Annotated in this window: 22 protein-coding genes; 9 read left to right on the top strand and 13 right to left on the bottom strand. The window is 64.7% G+C overall.

The features are described from left to right. Nucleotides 1–102 precede the first annotated feature (102 nt). From IVB46_RS25550 to ugpC, 10 genes are all read right to left on the bottom strand, one after another. The gene (locus IVB46_RS25550) at nt 103–1305 is read right to left on the bottom strand and encodes a CoA transferase (RefSeq protein ID WP_247311942.1); all 1203 of its coding nucleotides are present in this window, start codon (nt 1303–1305) and stop codon (nt 103–105) included. Nucleotides 1306–1424: 119 nt separating this feature from the next. Then, a complete protein-coding gene (locus IVB46_RS25545; RefSeq protein WP_014495977.1) occupies nt 1425–1631 on the bottom strand; it encodes a hypothetical protein in 207 nt (68 codons plus the stop codon). Nucleotides 1632–1754: 123 nt separating this feature from the next. After that, the gene (locus IVB46_RS25540; protein WP_063983845.1) at nt 1755–2924 is read right to left on the bottom strand and encodes an acetyl-CoA acetyltransferase; all 1170 of its coding nucleotides are present in this window, start codon (nt 2922–2924) and stop codon (nt 1755–1757) included. Between the two features lie 57 nt (nt 2925–2981). After that, nucleotides 2982–3632 carry a bifunctional 4-hydroxy-2-oxoglutarate aldolase/2-dehydro-3-deoxy-phosphogluconate aldolase gene (gene eda, locus IVB46_RS25535; RefSeq protein ID WP_085401986.1) on the bottom strand — a complete coding sequence of 217 codons (651 nt, stop codon included), beginning with the start codon at nt 3630–3632 and terminating at the stop codon, nt 2982–2984. A gap of 13 nt (nt 3633–3645) precedes the next feature. Then, entirely contained in the window at nt 3646–4632 is a 987-nt protein-coding gene (locus tag IVB46_RS25530) for a sugar kinase (protein WP_071917523.1), read from the bottom strand. A 29-nt stretch (nt 4633–4661) separates the two neighbouring features. Continuing rightward, on the bottom strand, nt 4662–5648 hold the full coding sequence (gene denD / locus IVB46_RS25525; RefSeq protein WP_208086257.1) for a D-erythronate dehydrogenase: 987 nt from the start codon (nt 5646–5648) through the stop codon (nt 4662–4664). A gap of 79 nt (nt 5649–5727) precedes the next feature. Then, entirely contained in the window at nt 5728–6603 is an 876-nt protein-coding gene (locus IVB46_RS25520; RefSeq protein WP_014495982.1) for a carbohydrate ABC transporter permease, read from the bottom strand. A 2-nt stretch (nt 6604–6605) separates the two neighbouring features. After that, nucleotides 6606–7553 (bottom strand): sugar ABC transporter permease, encoded by a 948-nt coding sequence (locus IVB46_RS25515; RefSeq protein WP_063983847.1) that lies wholly within the window; start codon nt 7551–7553, stop codon nt 6606–6608. A gap of 67 nt (nt 7554–7620) precedes the next feature. Beyond that, nucleotides 7621–8934, bottom strand: coding sequence for an ABC transporter substrate-binding protein (locus tag IVB46_RS25510; RefSeq protein WP_063983848.1), 1314 nt, complete (start codon nt 8932–8934; stop codon nt 7621–7623). Nucleotides 8935–9005: 71 nt separating this feature from the next. Further along, nucleotides 9006–10067, bottom strand: a complete 1062-nt coding sequence (gene ugpC, locus IVB46_RS25505) for a sn-glycerol-3-phosphate ABC transporter ATP-binding protein UgpC (RefSeq protein WP_063983849.1) — start codon at nt 10065–10067, stop codon at nt 9006–9008. Nucleotides 10068–10268: 201 nt separating this feature from the next. On the opposite strand from ugpC, the gene IVB46_RS25500 reads away from it, so the two are divergent. The 6 genes from IVB46_RS25500 to IVB46_RS25475 all read left to right on the top strand — a co-directional run bounded on the left by IVB46_RS25500 (nt 10269) and on the right by IVB46_RS25475 (nt 16683). Next, entirely contained in the window at nt 10269–11369 is a 1101-nt protein-coding gene (locus tag IVB46_RS25500) for a LacI family DNA-binding transcriptional regulator (protein ID WP_166095128.1), read from the top strand. A 122-nt stretch (nt 11370–11491) separates the two neighbouring features. Then, the gene (locus tag IVB46_RS25495) at nt 11492–13321 is read left to right on the top strand and encodes an IlvD/Edd family dehydratase (RefSeq protein ID WP_028146570.1); all 1830 of its coding nucleotides are present in this window, start codon (nt 11492–11494) and stop codon (nt 13319–13321) included. A 164-nt stretch (nt 13322–13485) separates the two neighbouring features. Further along, nucleotides 13486–14217 carry an SDR family oxidoreductase gene (locus tag IVB46_RS25490; protein WP_014495988.1) on the top strand — a complete coding sequence of 244 codons (732 nt, stop codon included), beginning with the start codon at nt 13486–13488 and terminating at the stop codon, nt 14215–14217. Between the two features lie 120 nt (nt 14218–14337). Beyond that, nucleotides 14338–15084: an SDR family NAD(P)-dependent oxidoreductase gene (locus tag IVB46_RS25485; protein ID WP_014495989.1), complete on the top strand. Its 747-nt coding sequence runs from the start codon at nt 14338–14340 to the stop codon at nt 15082–15084. A 69-nt stretch (nt 15085–15153) separates the two neighbouring features. Next, the gene (locus tag IVB46_RS25480; protein WP_247311939.1) at nt 15154–16287 is read left to right on the top strand and encodes a serine hydrolase domain-containing protein; all 1134 of its coding nucleotides are present in this window, start codon (nt 15154–15156) and stop codon (nt 16285–16287) included. 3 nt (nt 16288–16290) lie between these two features. Then, nucleotides 16291–16683 carry a GFA family protein gene (locus IVB46_RS25475; RefSeq protein ID WP_247311937.1) on the top strand — a complete coding sequence of 131 codons (393 nt, stop codon included), beginning with the start codon at nt 16291–16293 and terminating at the stop codon, nt 16681–16683. Between the two features lie 8 nt (nt 16684–16691). Here the strand turns inward: IVB46_RS25475 and IVB46_RS25470 are convergent, their stop codons facing one another. Then, nucleotides 16692–17591, bottom strand: coding sequence for a DMT family transporter (locus IVB46_RS25470; RefSeq protein WP_247311934.1), 900 nt, complete (start codon nt 17589–17591; stop codon nt 16692–16694). A 90-nt stretch (nt 17592–17681) separates the two neighbouring features. Between IVB46_RS25470 and IVB46_RS25465 the strand changes: the two genes are divergently transcribed. The 3 genes from IVB46_RS25465 to IVB46_RS25455 all read left to right on the top strand — a co-directional run bounded on the left by IVB46_RS25465 (nt 17682) and on the right by IVB46_RS25455 (nt 19781). Further along, nucleotides 17682–18548, top strand: coding sequence for a LysR family transcriptional regulator (locus tag IVB46_RS25465; RefSeq protein ID WP_247311930.1), 867 nt, complete (start codon nt 17682–17684; stop codon nt 18546–18548). A gap of 70 nt (nt 18549–18618) precedes the next feature. After that, nucleotides 18619–19299: a site-2 protease family protein gene (locus IVB46_RS25460; RefSeq protein WP_208086248.1), complete on the top strand. Its 681-nt coding sequence runs from the start codon at nt 18619–18621 to the stop codon at nt 19297–19299. 62 nt (nt 19300–19361) lie between these two features. Next, a complete protein-coding gene (locus tag IVB46_RS25455) occupies nt 19362–19781 on the top strand; it encodes a hypothetical protein (RefSeq protein WP_028157721.1) in 420 nt (139 codons plus the stop codon). Here the strand turns inward: IVB46_RS25455 and IVB46_RS25450 are convergent. Both IVB46_RS25450 and exbD read right to left on the bottom strand, forming a co-directional pair. Beyond that, complete coding sequence (locus tag IVB46_RS25450) at nt 19769–20584, bottom strand: energy transducer TonB (protein WP_071914947.1); 816 nt, start codon at nt 20582–20584, stop codon at nt 19769–19771. The two genes, IVB46_RS25455 and IVB46_RS25450, sit on opposite strands and share 13 nt — an antisense overlap. A gap of 9 nt (nt 20585–20593) precedes the next feature. Next, a complete protein-coding gene (gene exbD, locus IVB46_RS25445) occupies nt 20594–21049 on the bottom strand; it encodes a TonB system transport protein ExbD (protein ID WP_071914949.1) in 456 nt (151 codons plus the stop codon).

Here is a 21049-nt window from a genome sequence, read left to right as displayed (position 1 = left end):
GGGGAGCGACGGCGCCTTGATGCAGGCCCACGGATCTTGTCCAACAATGGATACATATTCACGACTGCGCCGCCGCAGGGCACGAATCGACATAGCCAATCCCTACTGGCCGGCAATAGCCCCGGTGACACCGTCGCGCACCATGGCGGCGATCTCGTCCGGGGAGTAGCCGACCTCACGCAGAATCTCCGCGCCGTGCTCGTTGAGCCGCGGCGCGAGCCGTACCGGCTCCGCCTCGGTCTCTGACCAGGTCGCCGTCACCTTCATGCTGCGGATCGGGCCTTCGGTCGGATGGTTCACGACCGGGAAGAAGCCGGTGGCTTCCAGATGCTCGTCGTGCAGGATCGACGCGAGGTCGTGCATCGGCATCACGGGCACATCGGCCTTGGTCAGCAGGTCGATCCACTCGGCCGTGGTGCGGGTCTCGAAGATGCGCGCGAGCTCGGCATAGACGACGTCGATATTGGCGGCACGGCCGGCGAAGGTCGCGAATTTGGGGTCGGCGCGCAGATCGTCGCGGCTCGTTGCCTTGAAGAAGTTCTCCCACTGCTTGTCGTTGTAGACGATGACGCTGAGATAGCCGTCCGAGGTCTTGTAGGGCCGGCGGTCGCGCGAGAGGTGGCGGGCATAGCCGCCCTTGTCGAGCGGCGGCTCGTAGGTGAGCCCGCCCATGTGGTCGCCCATGACGAACCCGGCCATGGTCTCGAACATCGGGATGTCGACGCGCTGGCCGCGTCCGGTGCGATCCCGATGCACGAGGCTGGCGCAGATCGCGCCGACCGCAGTGAGACCGACGATGCGGTCGACCAGCGCGTTGGGCACGTAGCGCGGCACGCCGTCGCCGGTCTGCGCCATCAAGGCGGGGAGCGCCGTCGCACCCTGGATCAAATCGTCATAGGCGGGCTTTGCTGCATAGGGCCCGTCCTGCCCAAAGCCGAACACCCCGGCATAGACGAGGCGCGGGTTGATTGCGGAGACGACGTCGTAGCCGAGCTGAAGCCGCGCCATCGCCTGCGGGCGGACATTGTAGACGAGAACGTCGGCGTCCTTCAGCAGCCGCAGCACGGCATCGCGGCCGGCGGGCTTCTTCAGGTCGAGACAGATCGAGCGCTTGCTGCGGTTGGTATTGAGGAACACCGGGCCCATGCCGGCATGGCGCATCGGACCGATCAGGCGAGTGACGTCGCCGTCGAGCGATTCCACCTTGATCACGTCGGCACCGTAGTCGCCGAGCATCTGGGTCGCATAGGGACCCATCAGCACGGTGGTCAGATCCACGACCTTGATGCCCTTCAGCGGCCCCATCCGTTCGCTCCCGATTGCGCGGGCTCAACCTGGCCCTGCGATTTCGGTCCAGCTAAGGGCAGCGACGCCGCGCGCGCAAGGGCGGCCGGGGTATGGCCGCATGCGCGGTGCCGCGGCCGCTATTTCTTCTGGCGGGATTCGCGGATCTTGATGAGACGGTCGAGCTCATCGTTCTGCTGGTTGATCCGGTCGGCGATCCGCGACTCGTTCTGCTCGCCGGAGGCGGCCGCGGCCTGCTCGATGAGCTGCCGGATATTGTCCTCGAGGATCGCGATGCGATCGTTGAGTGCGTCTATCGACAGCGAGTCTTCGTAGTCATTGCCCATGATGCATTCCCTGCCAATCAATGAAGAGCCGCAGGATGGGCAAAGCGTAGCGTGCCCACCATGATCTAGCGCAACAAAAAGGTGGGCACGGCGCAAACGCGCCTTTGCCCACCCTACGAGAACTTACTTCAGCGGCTCCAGCACGGAAACGTAATTCGCCACCGCTGCGCCGCCCATGTTGAAGATGCCGCCAAGCTTGGCGTTCTTGAGCTGCATGCCCTCGGGCGCCTGGCCAGCGAGCTGCATCGCGGTCATCACGTGCATGGAGACGCCGGTGGCGCCGATCGGGTGGCCCTTGGCCTTCAGGCCGCCGGACGGATTGACCGGCAGCTTGCCGTCCTTGAGGGTCCAGCCTTCCTTGATGGCGCGGGCACCCTGCCCCTTCGGCGTCAGGCCCATCGCTTCGTACTCGATCAGTTCGGCGACGGTGAAGCAGTCATGGGTCTCGACGAAGGAGAGATCGGTGAGCGCAACGCCCGCCTTCTCCAGCGCGCGCTGCCAGGCGACCGTGCAGCCCTCGAACTGGAGGATGTCGCGCTTGGACATCGGCAGGAAGTCCTGGGCGTGCGCGGTGGCGCGGAAGCCGATCGACTTGCTCATGCCCTTGGCGGTCTCGGCATCAGCCAGCACCAGCGCCGCGGCGCCGTCGGAGACCAGCGAGCAGTCGGTACGCTTCAGGGGACCCGCAACGTAGGGGTTCTTCTCGCTCTCGGCGCGGCAGAACTCGAAGCCAAAGTCCTTGCGCATCTGGGCGAAGGGATTGGCGACGCCGTTCTTGTGGTTCTTGGCCGCGATCAGCGCCAGCGCATCGGACTGGTCGCCGTATTTCTGGAAATAGGAGCTGGCGATCTTGCCGAACACGCCGGCGAAGCCGCCGACGGTGTCGCCGTCTTCCGGCAGGTAAGAGGCCTTGAGCAGGTTCTTGCCGATCTCCGGACCCGGGGTGCGGGTCATCTGCTCGACGCCGACGACGAGCACGATCCTGGCCGCGCCTGCGTCGATCGCACGCAGACCCTGATGGACCGCGGCGGAGCCGGTGGCGCAGGCGTTCTCGACGCGGGTCGTCGGCTTGAAGCGCAGCTTCGGGTCGGCCTGGAGCACCAGCGAGGCGGTAAAATCCTGCGGCGAGAAGCCGGCGTTGAAATGGCCGAGCACGATCTCGTCGACGTCGGACGCGGAAATGCCGGCATCGGCCATCGCCTCATTGGCCACGCGGGTGACGAGGCTTTCGACGGTCTCGGTGTCGAACTTGCCGAACGGCGTATGCGCCCATCCGACGATGCTGGCGGTCATGGTCATCTCCCTGGGGTCTCTTACTGACCTAAGTCTTAGCCCACCAACCGCAAGACTTCACGTGGCTTTCAGGGCCTTGAGGGTGCGCTGGCAGATGGCAGTTATGCCGGCCCAGTTCCCGGCCTTGATCTCCGCCGTCGGGCATAGCCAGGAACCACCAACCGCGACCACATTGGGCTCGGCAAGCCAGGTCGCCGCATTCGCCTCGCCCACGCCGCCGGTCGGGCAGAACCGCACATTCGGGAACGGCCCGCCCAGCGCGCGCAGGCCCTTGATGCCGCCGGCCTGCTCGGCCGGGAAGAATTTTGCGACGTCGAGGCCGTAGGACAGCGCCAGCATCAGCTCGGACGCGGTGGCGATGCCCGGGGCGAACGGCAAGGAGCTGTCGGCGGCGACCTTCAGGAGATCGGGGGTCAGGCCCGGGCTGATGCCGAACGCGACGCCGAGCTTCTCGACGCGGACGAAATCGGCCGGATTGAGGATCGTGCCGATGCCGACGACCGCCTCGGGCACCTCGGCCATCATCGCCCTCGCCGCCTCGATCGCAACGGGGGTGCGCATGGTCACCTCCAGCGTGCGGACGCCGCCGGCAACCAGCGCTTTCGCCAGCGGCACGGCATCCTGGATGCGCTCGATGGTGAGGACAGGAATGACGGTCGCGGCCTTGAACAGCGCGACGAGGTGGTTCTGTTGGGCAGTCGTGGTCATCTTGGCTTTCGTTTCACTTGGTCGCTTGACGCGTGGTCGCCGGCCGGTGCCGCTTCTTTGGCGGCATGGCATAGCCCGGAATGATGGCGCCGGCATAGCAGATCACGAGGCTGGCGAGGCGGTGCCCGGCCTGGGCCGCCTCGACCGGATCGGATCCGGCGAGCCGGGCCGCGATATAGGCCGCCGCAAAGCTGTCGCCGGCTGCCGTGGTGTCAACGACCGGCTTGGTCATTGGTTCGGCGCGGACTTCGCTGGTGCCGCCGGGAAAGCGCAACAGGCTGACGGGCTCGGCGAGACGGAACACCAGCTCGGGCGTGGGAATGCGCGCCATCAACTGCTCGTGGCTTTCGCCGGGATAGAGCGCGAGCAGATCCTCGGTTGAGGTCAGCACGATGTCGGCGGTCGCAAACGCCGTGGCAAAGACCTCGCGGGCGACATCGCGGTCCGGCCATCCCCGCGCGCGGAAATTGGTGTCGAACACGAAGCGGGTGCCGAGCAGGCGCGCGCGCTTGATCGCCGCGAACAGGCGCTCGCGCCCGGCCGCATCGTAGATCGAGAGCGTGATCGCGGAGAGATAGACGATGTCGTAGCTCATCAGCGAGTTGAGCAGCTCATCCGTCTCCGGCAGGCTCATCAATTGGCGCGCCGCCGCACTGTCGCGCCAGTGGAAGAACTGCCGCTCGCCCTTCGCATCCGTCTGGATCATGTAGAGGCCGGGCAGCTTGCCCGGCAGCCGGGAGACGCGGCGGGTCCCGACGCCCTCCGCATTCCAGGCCGCGATCATCTCGTCGCTCAGGGCATCGTCGCCAAGCGCGGTGAGATAGTCGACCTTGACCTCGAGCCGCGCCAGATACACCGCCGTATTGAGGGTGTCGCCACCGAAGCCGCGCGAATACAGGCCGCCGCCCTGGCCATGCCCGCTGGACTGTCCAGCGGACTGTCCACCCTGGGCCTGCCGGAGCTCGACCATGCATTCACCGATGCAAGCAACGCTCGCCATCGTCATATCCACGCTGTTCATCGGTTGGATCAGGCGACGAAGTTGCCGCCGAGCTCGTCTTCGATGTGAATGCGGATGATGTCGTCAAAAGTCTTTTCTTCGGTGGTGAAGCCGAGCTCGCGCGCCCGCTTCGCCTCGAAATTGCGCGGCCAGCCGCCGACGATGCCGACGATGAACGGATCCAGCTCGTGCTTGATGCGTGCGGCGACCTTGTCGCCCGCAACACGACGGAGGGCTGCGATCTGCTCACCGACGGTGGCCGAGAAGCCGGGCATGGTCAGGTTGCGGCGCGGACCGACCTTGGCGAGGTCCATGGTGCCGGCATGGAGCAGGAAGCCGACGGCGGAACGCGGCGTGGCGTGCCAGTGGCGGACGTCCTCGGAGACCGGGAGGATCGCTTCCTTGCCGGCCAGCGGCTCGCGCAGGATGTTGGAGAAGAAGCCCGATGCCGCCTTGTTGGGCAGGCCGGGCCGGATGCAGATGGTCGGCAGACGGATGCCGATGCCGTCGAGGAAGCCGCGGCGCGAATAGTCGGCGAGCAGCAATTCACCGATCGCCTTCTGGGTACCGTAGCTGAGCAGCGGGGTGTGGAAGAACTCGTCGCCGATCGCATCCGGGAACGGCGCGCCGAACACCGCGATTGACGAGGTGAAGACCACGCGCGGCTTGTAGCCGCCGCCGACGAGCCTGACGGCATCGAGCAGCATCCGCGTGCCGTCGAGATTGATGCGGTAGCCCTTGTCGAAATCGAGCTCTGCTTCGCCCGAAACGATCGCGGCGAGATGGAAGATCACGTCGGGGCGGCCGGCGATCAGCTTTTCGGCTGCGCCCGGCACGGCGAAATCGCCTGACACGGTCTCGACGGGGAAACCGGCCTTTTCCGGCTTCTTGGGCTCGACCACGTCATGCATGGTCAGCTTGGTGATGTCGCTCTTGCCGAGCCGGCCGTCGCGCAACAGCCGTTCACACAATTTACGGCCGACCATGCCGGCGGCGCCCAGAACCAGAATGTGCAAGAGCCTACTCCTTCTTATTGGCCGGAGCGCGCCGCTCCTGACACGTTCTCCTGGCACGCTCTCAAGGCAGGCCCCGCGATCATTCCTTCACGGCGCCGGTCATCGCCGACACATAGTACTCCACGAAGAAGGAATAAAGGATAACTACGGGGACCGAGCCGATCAGGGCCGCCGCCATCAGCGCGCCCCAATGGTAGACGTCGCCGCTGACGAGCTCAGTGATGGCGCCGACGGGAATCGTCTTGTTCTCCGACGAGGAGATGAAGGTCAGCGCGTAGATGAACTCGTTCCAGGACAACGTGAAGGCGAAGATGCCGGCCGAGATCACCCCCGGGAGCGACAGCGGCAGCGTGATCTTGACCAGGATCTGGAGCCGCGTCGCCCCGTCGATCAGGGCGCATTCCTCCAGCTCGTAGGGAATGGTGCGGAAATAGCCCATCAGGAGCCAGGTGCAGAACGGGATCAGGAAGGTCGGATAGGTCAGGATCAGCGCCAGATTGCCATCGAACAGGCCGAGCTGGAACACGATCGCCGCCAGCGGAATGAACAGGATCGAGGGCGGCACGAGATAGCCGAGGAAGATCGCAAGGCCGACATAGCGCGAGCCCTTGTAGCGCAGACGTTCGATCGCGTAGGCGGCGCAGACGCTGGCGAACAGCGAGATGAAGGTGGAGGACACCGAGACGATCACGGTGTTCCACATCCAGAGCGGATAGTCGGTTTCGACCAACAGCTTCTTGATGTGCTCAATGGTCGGATTCACGATCCAGAACGGATTGTACTTCTCGTAATCGTACATCTCCGCGTCCGGCTTGAACGTCGCGACCGCCATCCAATAGAACGGGAACAGCAGGAAGAAGATGATCAGGCCGAGCGGAAAGTACACCCGCAAGAACTTCCGCGGGAAGCTCTCGAGATAATCCATTCCGACGCTTTGGTCGTCTGCGGTGCTCATGGTCAGTCCCTCCCGCCCTGCTGCCAGCGGGAGCGCTGAAGCCCGAAGAAGCTGAGCAGGATCGCTGCGACCAGGAACGGGATCATCGCGTTCGAGATCGCTGCGCCCTCCCCGAGATTGCCGCCGGTGATGGCACGCTGGAACGACAGCGTCGCCATCAGATGCGTGGCATTGATCGGCCCGCCCCGCGTGATGGTGTAGATCAGCTGGAAGTCGGTGAACGTCATCAGCACCGAGAATGTCATCACGACCGCGATGATCGGCGACAGCATCGGCAGCGTGATGTGGCGGAAGCGCTGCATGTTGGTGGCGCCATCGAGATTGGCCGCCTCGTAGAGCGAGGGCGAAATCGTCTGCAATCCCGCCAGCAGCGTGATCGCCACGAAAGGCACGCCACGCCAGATGTTGGCGGCGACGACCGACAAGCGCGCATTCCAGGGATCGCCGAGGAAGTCGATGTAGCGCGTGATCAGGCCGGCCTTGATCAGCACCCAGGAGATGATCGAGAACTGGCTGTCATAGATCCACCAGAACGCGATCGCGGACAGCACCGTCGGCACCACGAAAGGCAGCAGCACGATGGCACGGATCATCGACTTGAACGGCAGCCGCTCGTTGAGCAGCAGCGCGAGGTAAAGGCCGATGGCGAATTTCACGATGCTCGCGGTGAACGTATAGAAGATGGTGTTGAAGACCGAGAGCCAGAACACCGAATCCTTGGAGAGCGAGACGAAGTTCGCAAAGCCGATATAGCGCCCGGCCCCGCCGATCTTGGTGTCGGTCATGCCGAGCCAGAAGCCCAGCGCCAGCGGATAAGCCAGAAACAGGATGAGGATCGCGATCGCCGGCACCATGAACATCGCGCCGAGCCAATTCCGGCTCTCGAATGCTCTGGTCCAGAGGCTGGCGCGCTTGACCTGCGCGACAGCGGACTCGGCCATGACTGCCATGTCGGATTCCCCTCGGGAGAAAAGTCACGGCGTCCGGCGAACCGGACGCCGCGCGGATAGGCGTTGATCAGACCTGGTAGTAGCGCTTGGCGCGCTCGGCGGCGCGCGCCGCCGCCTGCTTCGGCGTCGCCGAGCCGGAGGCTGCTTCCGCGAACATGTCGACGACGACGAAGTCGCCCATCACCGCGGCGGAGGCATAGCCGAGATCGCCGGCAAAGCCGTTGTCGCGGCAGCGCTTCAGGCAGTCGCGATACGGGGTGATCTTCGGATCCGACGTCCACACCGGGTTGTCGTTGTAGGCCGGCAGCGGCGGCGACACGTAGCCGTTGGAAGCGACCTCCCAGGCGTCGTAATTCTCCTTGTCCATCATGAACTTGATGAATTCCTTGACCGCCTTGGGATACTTCGAGTGCTTGTAGCCGTAGTAGACCAGCACGTTCTGCTGCTCGGTCGACACGCCCACGGGGCCGATCGGCATCGGCGCGTGGTTCATGTCCTTGGCGATCTCCTGCTGCTTCGCATCGGTGGAGTTCTTGCCGACGGTCCAGATCGAGATGCCGTTCAGCGTCAGGCTGAGTTCGCCGTTCAGGAACGCCTTGTTGTTGTTCGAGTCATTCCACGACAGCACGCCCGGGATGAAGGTCTCGTAGAGCTGCTTGACGTATTCGAGCGCGGCGACCGTCTCCGGGGAGTCGATCACGACCTCGTTCTTGTCGTTGACGACCTTGCCGCCGAACGCCCAGAGCGCCCACTGGCACCAGCCATTGGCATCGCCCGTGGCATGGCCAAGCGCGAAGCCGGCCGGCGTGTTGTTCTTCTTCAACGCCTGGCAGAGCTTGAGGAAGCCGGCGGTGTCCTTGGGGAATTCCTCGAAGCCCGCAGCCTTCACGTGGCTGATGCGGTAGTTCAGGCAGCCGCCGGTCGCGCCCTGCGGAATGGCGATCCAGCTGTTACCCTTCTTGCCGTAACGTTCGGCAACCGGATACCAGCCACCATACTGCGCGCCGAGATAGTCGGCGACATCAGTCATATCGATCAGCTTTTCCGGGAATTTGTGGGGATCGTCGAGCGTGCCGATGATGAGGTCGGGGCCGGCGCCGACATTGGCGGCCACCGCGGCCTTGGGGCGGATGTCTTCCCAGCTCTCGGCCTCGAGCTTGATCTTGACGCCGGTCTTCTCGGAGAACTTCTTGGTCTGCTCGGCAAACTTGTCGAACTCGGCCTGGATGAACTGCTTCCAGCGCAAGACGCGGATGGACGCGTTCGGTTCGGGCGTGTTGGTCCACTCCGCGGCGCGGACCGGCACGATGCCCGGGCCGGCCAGCAGCGCTGCGCCGCCCAGGCCGGCCTTAAGCACACTTCGCCTGTCGAAATTGCTCATCGTTCTCTCCCTGAATTTTATATTTGTATTGGGTCGTTCTTGAACAGTCGTTGGGCAATCCTTAGGCGCGGCTACATGCGTTTGCCCGTCGCCTCGTCGAACAGATGAACCAGTGACGGGTCAGGCTTCAGCTTGACCTTGTCGCCCGGATTGAACTGGTGACGCTCGCGGAACACCGCGACGACCTGCTCGCCACCCACCTTCGCGAACACCTGCGTCTCCGAGCCGGTCGGCTCGACCACGATGATCTCGGCATCGGCGCCGTCGTCCGCGATGGTGAAATGCTCGGGTCGCACACCGTAGACGACAGGACGACCGTCGGACGCCGCCGGCGCGTTCTTGAGCGGCAGCTTGACGCCGTTCGGCCCCTCGAAGGTCGCAACGCCATTGACGCGCACATGGCCCTTCAGGAAGTTCATGGCCGGCGAGCCGATGAAGCCGGCGACGAACTGGTTGTCGGGCTTGTCGTAGAGCTCGAGCGGGGTGCCCATCTGCTCGACGATGCCGTCATGCATGACGACGATCTTGTCAGCCATCGTCATGGCCTCGATCTGGTCGTGGGTGACGTAGACGGTCGTCGTCTTCAGCCGCTGATGCAGCTCCTTGATCTCGGTGCGCATGGCGACGCGCAGCTTGGCGTCGAGGTTCGACAAGGGCTCGTCGAACAGGAACACCTGCGGATCGCGCACGATGGCGCGGCCCATCGCGACGCGCTGGCGCTGGCCGCCGGAGAGCTGGCGCGGATAGCGCTCGAGCAGCGGCGACAGCGCAAGAATTTCGGCTGCGCGCTTGACGCGCTTGTTGATCTCGTCGGAGCTCGCGTTCCGCAGCTTCAGCGAGAAGCCCATGTTCTCGCCGACGGTCATGTGCGGATAGAGCGCGTAGTTCTGGAACACCATCGCAATATCCCGCTCCTTGGGCTGGATATTGTTGACGACGCGGTCGCCGATCGAGATCGTGCCGGAGGTGATGTTCTCGAGGCCTGCAAGCATGCGCAGAAGCGTCGACTTGCCGCAGCCGGAGGGGCCAACCAGGACGACGAACTGGCCGTCCTCGATCGGAATCGAAACGCCGTGCAGGACTTCAAAATTGCCGAACGATTTCCGCACGTCGCGGATTTGCACAGACGACATCTAGCTCCCTCCTCGAAAGTCCACGACGCCTCACGCGCCGCGACCGTCTTGTTTTTCAGACTTCACCGAACGAAGCCCGATCTTAGCGAGCGACATTGTCGGCAGTTTGTGCGGTTTTGGCAATTTGTCTTTGGTTAGTCGTTGCTGGTAGCGCTGTCAACGTTCCTTTGTTTGCCGGACCGACTGTGATAAGAGCAACTAATGGGTCGAAAACGCACCAAGTCAGGTAAAATCCGGCTGGCGGAAGTTGCCGAGCTTGCCGGCGTCAGCCCGATCACGGCGTCCCGGTTCTTCCGCAATCCGGAGGCCCTGTCAGTCGCCAAGCGGACGCGGGTCGAGAGCGCGGCCAACGAGCTCGGCTATGTGCCGAACCTTGCGGCGCGGGCGCTGGCCTCGCAGCGCACCGAAGTGATCGGCGTCTTGATCCCGTCACTGACCAACAACGTGTTTTCCGACGTGCTGCGCGGCATCTATGACGCCTCCGAAGGCAGCCGGTACTCGATCCAGCTGTCCAACACACGCTACAGCATTCTCCAGGAGGAGAAGCTGCTGCGCCTGTTTCTCGCGCAGAAGCCGGCCGGACTGATCGTCACCGGCATCGACCAGACCGCGGAATCGCGCGCGATGCTGGAGGCGGCCGACTGCCCGATCGTGCAGATCATGGAGATCGGACCCAATCCGGTCGACATGATGATCGGCTTTTCGCACTATGATGCGGCCCGCGCGGCGATCGCCCACCTGTTCGCGCAAGGCCATCGCAAGATCGGCTTCGTCGGCGCGCGCATGGACCCGCGGGTGCAGCGGCGGCTGGACGGATATGTCTCGGCCATGAAGGACGCCGCGCTGTTCGAACAGCGCCTCGTCGTCACGACGGCGACACCGACCTCGGTGACGCTCGGCGGCACCCTGTTCACCGATCTGCTGGCGCGCGAGCCCGATATCGACTCGGTGTTCTGCGCCAATGACGACCTCGCGCTCGGCGTGCTGTTCGAATGCCGGCGCCGGGAGATCGCGGTCCCCGAGCAGATCGCGATCGTCGGATTCAACGACCTCGAATTCATGGCCTCCGCGGTACCCACCCTCACCAGCGTGCGCACCAACCGCTACGAGATGGGCAACACGGCCGCCACCATGCTGATCGAAGCGATCGACGGACGGCGCCCCGAGCAGCCGGTGCTCGATCTCGGCTTCAAGGTGATCGAGCGGCAAAGCTCGTCGTCGCGGCGGTCGGACGACAGGCCTGCCGCATCAGGCGCGGGCGCCGCGAACAAAATGATAGCGTTACCAAGTGGCCAAGACTAGTATCGCGCTTGTGAGGGAATGACCCGCCAACGGGCCTTTGAACCATGGATCGCGCCGTTGGGCATCGCACCAGCCGAAGCTGAGCTCCCGACGCCAGTGCGTTTGCATTGCAGGAGAAACCAATGACAAAAAAACCAACCAATGGGCATGCGCCCGCCAGCAACGGCGCTCGCCGCCACCTCCGCTCGCAGGAATGGTTCAACAATCCGCATAATCCGGGCATGACGGCGCTCTATATGGAGCGCTACCTGAATTACGGCCTCACCCGGGCCGAGCTTCAGTCCGGCAAGCCGATCATCGGCATCGCCCAGACCGGCAACGACCTTTCCCCCTGCAACCGCCACCATATCGAGCTGGCGCACCGCGTCCGCGAAGGCATCCGCGAAGCCGGCGGCATTGCGATGGAATTCCCGACCCATCCGATCCAGGAGACCGGCAAGCGCCCGACCGCGGCGCTCGACCGCAACCTCGCCTATCTCGGCCTCGTCGAGATCCTCTACGGCTATCCGCTCGACGGCGTGGTGCTGACCACCGGCTGCGACAAGACCACGCCCGCCTGCATGATGGCGGCGGCGACCGTGAACCTGCCCGCGATCGTGCTGTCGGGCGGCCCGATGCTGAACGGCTGGCACGCCGGCGAGCGCACCGGCTCCGGCACCATCGTCTGGAAGTCGCGCGAACGGCTCGCCGCCGGCGAGATCGACTATGAGGAATTCATGGAGATCGTGGCGTCCTCGGCGCCGTCGGTCGGCCATTGCAACACCATGGGCACCGCCTCGACCATGAACGGGCTTGCCGAAGCGCTCGGCTTCTCGCTGCCGGGCTGCGCGGCGATCCCCGCCCCCTATCGGGAGCGCGGCCAGATCGCCTACGAGACGGGAAAACGCGCCGTCGAGATGGTCTGGGAAGACCTCAAGCCGTCGGACATCCTGACCCGCAAGGCGTTCGAGAACTGCATCGTGATCAACTCGGCGATCGGCGGCTCGACCAACGCGCCGATCCACATCAACGCGCTGGCCCGCCACATCGGCGTCGAGCTCTCGATCGACGACTGGCAGAAATTCGGCCACGACGTGCCGCTGCTGGTCAACATGCAGCCGGCCGGCTTCTATCTCGGCGAGGAATTCCACCGCGCCGGCGGCGTGCCGGCCGTGGTGCGCGAGCTGATGAAGCACAAGCGCATCCACGAGGACGCGGTCACGGTGAACGGCCGCGGCATCGGCGAGAACTGCGCCAATGCGCCCGCGCCCGACAATGACGTGATCCGGGCCTACGACAAGCCGCTGGTGAAGGACGCCGGCTTCCTGGTGCTGAAGGGCAATCTGTTCGATTCCGCGATCATGAAGACCAGCGTGATCTCCAAGGAGTTCCGCGACCGCTATCTCAGCAACCCCAAGGATCTGAACGCCTTCGAAGGCCGCGCCATCGTGTTCGAGGGCCCGGAGGATTATCACGAGCGGATCGACGATGCCTCGCTCGACATCGACGAGAATTGCATGCTGTTCGTCCGCGGCACCGGCCCGATCGGCTACCCCGGTGGCGCCGAGGTCGTGAACATGCAGCCGCCGGCTGCGCTGATCAAACGCGGCATTCTCGCCCTGCCCTGCATCGGCGACGGCCGCCAGTCCGGCACCTCGGGCTCGCCGTCGATCCTGAACGCCTCGCCGGAAGCTGCCGCCAATGGCGGGCTCGCGATCCTCAAGACCGGCGACAAGGTACGCATCGACCTCAACAAGGGCAGCGCCAATATTCTCATTTCGGACGACGAGGTGAAGAAGCGCCACGCCGAGCTGATGGCCAATGGCGGCTTCAAGCATCCGGCGAACCAGACGCCGTGGCAGGAGATCTACCGCAACACGGTGGGCCAGCAATCGACCGGCGCATGCATGGAGCTCGCCACAAGGTATCAGAACGTCGCCGGCACGTTTGGTGTCGCCAGAGACAACCACTAACAGCCACGTCGTCATTGCGAGCGAAGCGAAGCAATCCTGAGATATCTCCAAGGAGACAGTCTGGATTGCTTCGTCGCAACAGTGCAAAATTGCTGCGCAATTTTGTCACGAGCTCCTCGCAATGACGAGCCGATAGACAAATTCAAGCCAAGGAGAAAAACAACATGGCAGACCGCCTCAAGGGAAAGCGCGCCGTCGTCACGGCTGCAGCGGCAGGCATCGGGCGCGCATGCGCCATCGCATTCGCGCGTGAAGGCGCAACCGTCATCGCCACCGACATCAACGAGGCTGGCATCGCGGGCCTGACCAAGGAAGGCATCGCCGAGGTCGCAAAGCTCGACGTCCGCAACACCGCCGACGTCAACGCCTTCGCCAAGCGCGTCGGCAAGGTCGACATCCTGCTCAACGCGGCCGGTTTCGTGCATCACGGCACCATCCTGGAGTGCTCGGAAGAGGATTTTGACTTCTCGTTCGACCTCAACGTCAAGTCGATGCACCGGACCATCCGGGCGTTCCTGCCCGAGATGCTGGCGGGCGGCGGCGGCAGCATCGTCAACATCTCGTCCTGCGCGGCGCTGCGGCCACCGGCCAACCGCTACGTCTACAGCGCGTCGAAGGCCGCGGTGTCGCTGCTGACGCGCGCGGTCGCGCTCGACTTCATCACCAAGGGCATCCGCTGCAACAGCATCTGCCCCGGCACCGTCGAGACGCCCTCGATGCTCGACCGCGCCGCCGCGCAGGGACCGCAGGGCAAGGAGATGTTCGTCTCCCGCCAGAAGATGGGCCGGCTCGGCACCGCCGACGAAATCGCATCCATGGCGGTCTATCTCGGCAGCGACGAAAGCGCATTCACCACCGGCGTCGACCTTGTCGTCGACGGCGGCTACATGCTCTGATCGCTCCTCATCCCGAGGAGGCGCGACAGCGCCGTCTCGAGGATGGGCCACGGGCTTCATGGTTCGAGACGCGCGCAAGTGCGCGCTCCTCACCATGAGGGATAGACAAGGGAGTTCTCGATGAACAAGATCGATCTCAACGGCCGCATTGCCGTCGTCACCGGCGGCGCGCAGGGCTTTGGCCGTGCCATCACCCGGCGTTTCATCGACTCCGGCGCCAAGGTCGCGATCTGGGATTTCGACTCGGCTCTCGCCGAGAAGACCGCGAATGAAGTCGGCGGCGAGACAAAAGTCTTCAAGGTCGACGTCACCGACCCCGCCGCCGTCGAGCAGGCGCGCGATGCGACGCTTGCCGCCTTCGGCAAGATCGACATCCTCGTCAACAATGCCGGCATCGCCGGCGTCAACAAGCCGGTCTGGGAGACCGATCTCGAGGAGTGGCGCAAGGTCCTGCGCATCAATCTCGACGGCCCTTTCATCGTCTGCAAGGCGATCGTGCCGACGATGCTTAAGCAGAAATACGGGCGGATCGTGAACATCGCCTCGATCGCCGGCAAGGAAGGCAATCCCAACGCCTCGCATTATTCGGCCTCCAAGGCCGGACTGATCGCGCTCACGAAATCGCTCGGCAAGGAATTGGCGGCACATGACATCCTCGTGAATGCGGTGACGCCGGCCGCGGCGAAGACCGCGATCTTCGACCAGATGACGCAGCAGCATATCGACTTCATGCTGTCGAAAATCCCCAAGGCACGCTTCGTGCTGGTGGAAGAGCTCGCCGCGATGGTGAGCTGGCTCGCATCCCAAGATTGTGCCTTCTCCACCGGCGCGGTGTTTGATATTTCCGGCGGACGGGCGACCTACTGAAGCTTTGGCCGCCCCTTGAAGGGGTGGACCATGCGGCTTGGACGTCGGGATTTTGGGCGTCGGGATTTCGTGAAGCTCGCAGCGGGCGCAGGCGCGCTGCCGTTGCTGTCGCGTGTTGCGCCCGCGCAACTGGCGCCCAGCCCGCCGAGCATCCGTCCGCCCTCGCCGGCCGAACGCGGCGCCATGGCGCGGCTCGCGCGCAGCTTCATGGACAAATACGACGTGCCGGCGCTGTCCTTTGCGATCGGCTATGCCGGCACTGTTGTCCACGAGGACGCCTTCGGTCTTGCCGATCGCGAGCGGAACGAGACCGTGACGCCGCGGCATCTGTTCCGGATCGCCAGCGTCAGCAAGATGATCACCTCGGTCACGATCTTCCGCCTGATCGAGGAGAACCGCCTCAAGCTCACGGATCGCGTGTTCGGCCCCGGTGCACTGCTCGGCACCGATTACGGGTCACCGCCCTACTCCGCCGGCATCGACCAGATCACGCTCGAGCATCTGCTGACGCACGCTGTCGGCGGCTGGAGCAACGACAACCGCGATCCCATGTTCACGCATCCGCGGATGGATCATGCCGAGCTGATCGCCTGGACGCTCGCCAACCGGCCGCTGGACCGGCCGCCGGGCCAGCACTACGCCTATTCCAATTTCGGCTATTGCGTGCTCGGGCGCGTGATCGAGAAGCTCACCGGCCAGGCCTATGCCGAGCATGTCCGCACCGAGGTGCTGGCGCGCTGCGGCGTCACCGACATGACCATCGCCGGTAATACCCGCGACCAGCGTCAGGCCGGCGAAGTCGCCTATTACGGTCAGGGCGAAAGTCCGTATGAGATGAAGGTGAGGCGGATGGATTCCCATGGCGGCTGGATCGCGACGCCGGCGGATCTCGTCCAGTTCCTGATGCATGTCGACGGCTACACGAGACCGGCGAACATCCTGCGGCCGCGCACCATCGAGGTCATGACCACCGCGCCCAGCTACAGCCCGAACTACGCCAAGGGCTTCTGTGTCAACAAATTCGACAATTGGTGGCACAATGGCAGCCTGCCGGGCACGAGCACGATTGCCGTGCGCACCCATGGCGGCTTCTGCTGGGCCGCCTTCACCAACACCAGACGCGGGAATTCCAACATGGATGGCGATCTCGACAATCTCAACTGGAGCATGGCGCGCCAGGTCGGCGAATGGCGGGTGGCCTGAGCCATGATCCGGGAAGGTGGATGCCTGTGCGGCGCGGTGCGGTTCAAGGCGGAGGGTGAGCCGCTCAACGTCCGCATCTGCCATTGCCGCCTGTGCCAGAAGGCGATGGGCTCGCCCTACTACGCCCGCGCGCAATTCGATCAACGCGCGCTGACCGTCGAGGGTGACATCGAGCGCTATGCCTCGTCCGAGAACATCGACCGCGTGTTCTGCAAGCGCTGCGGCACGCGCCTGTTCTCCTGGCGGCGCAACGGCACGCTGGCGGGCGTTTCGCTCACGACCTTCGACGATCGCAACGCCTTCGCGCCGACCGAGCACATCTGGGTCTCGGAGAAGGTCGCCTGGCTGAAGCTCGACGACGGCCTGACGCAATATCAGGGCACCATCCCGGCGTGACGTGGCGATCAGCCTGAGGCGCCAGCCGTTTCAACGCGCCGTCCCGTCGTCGTCGCGATCCAGATTCCGGCGAACACCGCGACAATGCCGGCCGCCAGATTCCAGCGCAGCGGCTCGTTCAGCAGCCAGGCGCCGACCAGCGAGGCCGTGATCGGGTTGACCGTCACCGAGATCGCGACGCGCGTCGGCGTGGTCCGCTCCAGCGCGAAGGCCCAGAGATAGAAGGTCAGCGCTGCGCCGAAGGCGCCGAGATAGAAAGCCGCCAGCCATTGCGGCGCACCGAAGCCGGCGACGGGCGCAAAACTGCCGCGGATATAAGAGAGCAGGATGAGGCAGGCTGCGCCGGCCGCCATGCTCATGGTCGTGAAGGCGATCGGGCCGGAGCGCCGGATCAGCGGCTTCGACCAAATGCCGTACAGCGCCATGCACAGCGCGGCCGCCATCATCAGGAGATCGCCGCGCCAGGCGCCGGATGGTGCCGAGGTCAGGTCGGAGAGCAGCGCGACGGCAACGCCAAACGTCGCGATCACCACACCGATCGATTTGCGCCAGCTCAGGGCCTCGGCGCCGAGCGCGGCGCCGATCACGAGCGACAGCAGCGGAAGTGTCGACAAGGCGAGCGCGCCGCGCGCGGCGGTCGTGAAGATCAGCGACGCGTTGAACAGGATCGGAAACAGCGCGAAGAACAGGATGCCGAGCCCGGTCGCGGCGGCCCAGTCCCCTCGCCCCGGCCAGCGGTCACCGCGGAGCAGCGTGAGGGGCAGCAGCAGCAGGAAGCCGATGCCGAACCGGAACGAGCCGATCGCCAGCGGATCGAGGCTGCCCACCAGATAGCGCGTGGCGCCGATCGAGGTGCCGCCGAGGCCGCTCGACAGCACCGCGGCCAGAACGCCGGAGATTTCGCCCACACTCCCTCCCTTGACGAGCCCTGAACGCAGCATACGAGGCGCGCCGAAACAGGGAATGGAGTTTCCGTCATGCTGGGATAAGTTTTCGTCATGACCACGCCTGTTCTCGATCCCGATCTGCTGAAGGCCTTTCTCGCCGTCGCGGAGCATCGCTCGTTCACGCGCGCAGCCCAATTGCTCAACCGGACCCAGTCGGCGGTCAGCGTCCAGATCAGGCGACTGGAGGAGCGGATCGGCACCAAGTTGTTTCAGCGCACCAGGGCCGGTGTCGCGTTGACCCCGGCGGGCGATGAACTCCTCGTTTATGCGAGACGGCTTCTCGACCTCAATGCAGAGGCGATCGATGTGCTCCGCGCACGCAAGCGCGACGCCGTGGTCCGCCTCGGCGTGATGGACGATTACGGTACGATCGTCATTCCGCCCTTGCTGGCGCATTTTGCCAAAAGCCATCCGGAGATCCGGGTCGAGATCGAGACCGGCCTGACCGCGACGATGCCGGCCCAGCTCGGCGAGGCCTATGACCTCGTCATCGCCATGCATCCGGAAGGACGCGGCGATGGCGAGCTGCTCCGGCGCGAGCAGGCGGTCTGGGCTGCGGCCAGGACATATCGAGCCGAAGCGCAGGACACGCTGCCCGTCGCGCTCTACCCGCCGGGCTGCCTGTTCCGGCAATGGGCCGCGGACGCCCTCGATGCCGCCGGCCGGCCCTGGCGATTGGCCTTTGTCAGCCGGACGCTGGCAGCGGTGGAAGCGATCGCGGCGCAGGGCCTCGCGATCACGGTCGTGAAGGCCGGCACCCTGCCCTCCCGCCTGCGCGTCGTGTCGAACGGCCTGCCGCCGCTGCCCGCCGCGGACATCCGCCTTCACCGCGCGCGCAACCTGTCGCAGCCGGCGGCGCTGCTGGCGGATCATTTACGGCTTGGGATTTCGGAACCCGCGTCCCATATCCTGACCTGACGCGTTGCCCCATCACCGGATCGGCCGGGTTAGCTGCAAGGCCACGAGGCACAAACGGGACGGACGAGCCGTGAACGTTTCCTTCTATGACATCTCAGTCTGGATCTTCCCGGTCCTGATCGCCATCACCTTCCACGAAGCCGCTCACGCCTTCGTCGCGCATCGCCTTGGCGATAACACGGCCTGGCAGCTCGGCCGCGTCAGCTTCAACCCTATCAAGCATATCGACCCGTTCGGCACCCTGATCCTGCCGGCGATGCTGCTGTTCGCGCACTCGCCGTTCCTGTTCGGCTATGCCAAGCCGGTTCCCGTCAATTTCCGCAAGCTCAACCATCCCCGGCTCGACATGGTCTGGGTGGCCCTTGCCGGGCCCGCCACCAACATCCTGCTGGCGCTCGCGGCGGCTCTTGCCCTCCATGCCGTGCCCTTTGCACCGGCTGGCTCGGCCCAGTGGATCTTCGACAACCTCAAGAACGCGCTGGTCATCAACGCGGTGCTGGCGGTGTTCAACATGATGCCGATCCCGCCGCTCGACGGCGGGCGCGTCGCGGTCGGGCTGTTGCCTCGGGCCCTCGCCATGCCGCTGGCCCGGCTCGAGCCGTTCGGGATGCTGATCCTGATCGGCCTGTTGATCCTCCTGCCGCTCGCGGGCTCGCAGTTCGGTCTAAATCTTGATGTTATTTCAGGAATACTGCGAACGTTGACCGGTTATGTGATTCAGGCTGTTCTCTTCCTGACCGGCAACGCGTAGTTCAACAGAACACCCGAACATAAGCCGAAGGGCTCGAGGCCGACTTGGTCAAAGCTGCCGATATGCTGATCGCGCGACGCGCGGACACCCGCGCCCGCGCCGATTTTGCCACCTGGAAGATGATGGCCAAGCTCAACGGGTCCTCCGCGCTGCCTGCCGAGGCGCAGGAGTTCCTGGTCAGCTACAAGAACCTGCTGGCGCGGATGAGCGAGGGCGAGGCCACCGAGGCCACGATCGGCGCGATCTACAAGGCCTACTATGCCGAGATGGGCGGCGCGGGAACTCCGCCCGACGTCCGCACCCGTCCGCCCGAGCCGGCGGCGGACAATGTTACCGCTTTCCGCCGCCCGCCTCCGAAACCGACGAAGACGGCCTCCTTCACGGCGGCGTTTAGCGGAGCCCAGAAACGGCCGCTCCCGGTGGCGCTGATCTTCGTCTGCCTGGTCGTGGTCTATGTCGGGATCCGGCTCTACTGGCGCTGAGCCGATTTCTTCTTTTTCTTCTCGTCCGGCGGCGTGAAGATGATGTCGACGGTCCGCTCGAACCGGTCTTCGGTCAGTCCGGCCGGGGGCTGCGGGATGGGATCGGACTTGCGGACAATCGAGAGCGCGGCCGCATCGTAGGCCACATCCCCCGATGACTCCACGACGTCGACGGACAGCACGTTGCCCCTGCGGTTGATCGCGAAGCTGACCTTCACCTTCTGATTATTGGGCTGCTTGCCCTCCGGGTTGACCTTGTGGGCCGTGAGGTGCGCACTGATCTTGCGATTCCAGTCGGTCGTGATCCTGAGGATGTCCTTGCCGAGGCCAAGCACCGGCGCTAGGGCCTTCTCGGCCTCGCGCGCGTCCTCGTCGAGTGTCTGCCGCGCCGTTGCAACCGACTGCGGCGAAGCCTCGGCAGCGGGTGTCTCGACCGCCGCGATCTTGGGATCCTCGTCCTGCGGCTTCTTCGAGATGTTTTCGGTGACGACCCGATCGGGATCGTCGACCTGTTGCGACTGGTCCTTTGGAAGCTCGGTTTCCTTGGTCTCGGCCTTTTGCTCGGGAAGCGCCTGCTGCTCCTGCATCGCTTCGCTGTCCGGTCCCGGCGGAAGGTCGGTCTCGGGCGCCTTGGGCGAGGCCATCTCGACGGCGAACTCCGCGCCGGACGCGCCCAGGCCATCGTCGTCGTCATCGGTCCGCAGATGGGCCAGGGCGAGCGCGGCCCCGCCCAGATGGAGCGCGAGCGCCGCCACCGCTGCCAAAATCCAGAGCTTCCGGGATGGTCTGGCTTCGTCCGACATCGTGCGCCTCTAAGGCTGACCGGCGCCTGCCACGGGCGCTCCGGGAGCGCCTTCCAGCGCGACCAGCTTCACCCGGGAATAGCCACCTGAGCGCAAGAGCTCCATGACGCTCATCAATTCGCCATACGGCACCGAACGATCGGCGCGCAGGAAGACATACTTGTCCTTGCTCATGTCGGACAGGCCGTCGAGGGTCCCGATCAACTCGGCGCGGTGGACCGGGTTTTCGCCGATCGCAAGCGTCAGGTCGGGCTTGATGCTGAGATAGGTCGGCTTGTCCGGCTTCTTCTGCGGGGTCGCGCTCGAGGTCGGCAGATCGATCGGCAGGTCGACCGTGGAGAGCGGGGCTGCGACCATGAAGATGATCAGCAGCACCAGGATGACGTCGATGAACGGCGTGACGTTGATGTCATGCGTCTCGCCGAAATCGTCGTCGTCATCATTGTCTGCGAGCGAAACGCCCAT

It is taken from the genome of Bradyrhizobium sp. 61 (assembly GCF_023073075.1).
Taxonomy (GTDB): Bacteria; Pseudomonadota; Alphaproteobacteria; order Rhizobiales; family Xanthobacteraceae; genus Bradyrhizobium; species Bradyrhizobium barranii.
Note: the sequence above shows the minus strand (reverse complement) of the source record. Positions and strands in the feature narration are given on the sequence as shown.

What these genes read in the sequence shown, in the direction of transcription:
- IVB46_RS25550 (WP_247311942.1), bottom strand. Translation starts at nt 1,305, where the DNA reads ATGGGGCCGCTGAAGGGCATCAAGGTCGTGGATCTGACCACCGTGCTG.
- IVB46_RS25545 (WP_014495977.1), bottom strand. Translation starts at nt 1,631, where the DNA reads ATGGGCAATGACTACGAAGACTCGCTGTCGATAGACGCACTCAACGAT.
- IVB46_RS25540 (WP_063983845.1), bottom strand. Translation starts at nt 2,924, where the DNA reads ATGACCGCCAGCATCGTCGGATGGGCGCATACGCCGTTCGGCAAGTTC.
- eda (WP_085401986.1), bottom strand. Translation starts at nt 3,632, where the DNA reads ATGACCACGACTGCCCAACAGAACCACCTCGTCGCGCTGTTCAAGGCC.
- IVB46_RS25530 (WP_071917523.1), bottom strand. Translation starts at nt 4,632, where the DNA reads ATGGCGAGCGTTGCTTGCATCGGTGAATGCATGGTCGAGCTCCGGCAG.
- IVB46_RS25520 (WP_014495982.1), bottom strand. Translation starts at nt 6,603, where the DNA reads ATGAGCACCGCAGACGACCAAAGCGTCGGAATGGATTATCTCGAGAGC.
- IVB46_RS25515 (WP_063983847.1), bottom strand. Translation starts at nt 7,553, where the DNA reads ATGGCAGTCATGGCCGAGTCCGCTGTCGCGCAGGTCAAGCGCGCCAGC.
- IVB46_RS25510 (WP_063983848.1), bottom strand. Translation starts at nt 8,934, where the DNA reads ATGAGCAATTTCGACAGGCGAAGTGTGCTTAAGGCCGGCCTGGGCGGC.
- ugpC (WP_063983849.1), bottom strand. Translation starts at nt 10,067, where the DNA reads ATGTCGTCTGTGCAAATCCGCGACGTGCGGAAATCGTTCGGCAATTTT.
- IVB46_RS25500 (WP_166095128.1), top strand. Translation starts at nt 10,269, where the DNA reads ATGGGTCGAAAACGCACCAAGTCAGGTAAAATCCGGCTGGCGGAAGTT.
- IVB46_RS25495 (WP_028146570.1), top strand. Translation starts at nt 11,492, where the DNA reads ATGACAAAAAAACCAACCAATGGGCATGCGCCCGCCAGCAACGGCGCT.
- IVB46_RS25490 (WP_014495988.1), top strand. Translation starts at nt 13,486, where the DNA reads ATGGCAGACCGCCTCAAGGGAAAGCGCGCCGTCGTCACGGCTGCAGCG.
- IVB46_RS25485 (WP_014495989.1), top strand. Translation starts at nt 14,338, where the DNA reads ATGAACAAGATCGATCTCAACGGCCGCATTGCCGTCGTCACCGGCGGC.
- IVB46_RS25475 (WP_247311937.1), top strand. Translation starts at nt 16,291, where the DNA reads ATGATCCGGGAAGGTGGATGCCTGTGCGGCGCGGTGCGGTTCAAGGCG.
- IVB46_RS25465 (WP_247311930.1), top strand. Translation starts at nt 17,682, where the DNA reads ATGACCACGCCTGTTCTCGATCCCGATCTGCTGAAGGCCTTTCTCGCC.
- IVB46_RS25455 (WP_028157721.1), top strand. Translation starts at nt 19,362, where the DNA reads ATGCTGATCGCGCGACGCGCGGACACCCGCGCCCGCGCCGATTTTGCC.
- IVB46_RS25450 (WP_071914947.1), bottom strand. Translation starts at nt 20,584, where the DNA reads ATGTCGGACGAAGCCAGACCATCCCGGAAGCTCTGGATTTTGGCAGCG.
- exbD (WP_071914949.1), bottom strand. Translation starts at nt 21,049, where the DNA reads ATGGGCGTTTCGCTCGCAGACAATGATGACGACGACGATTTCGGCGAG.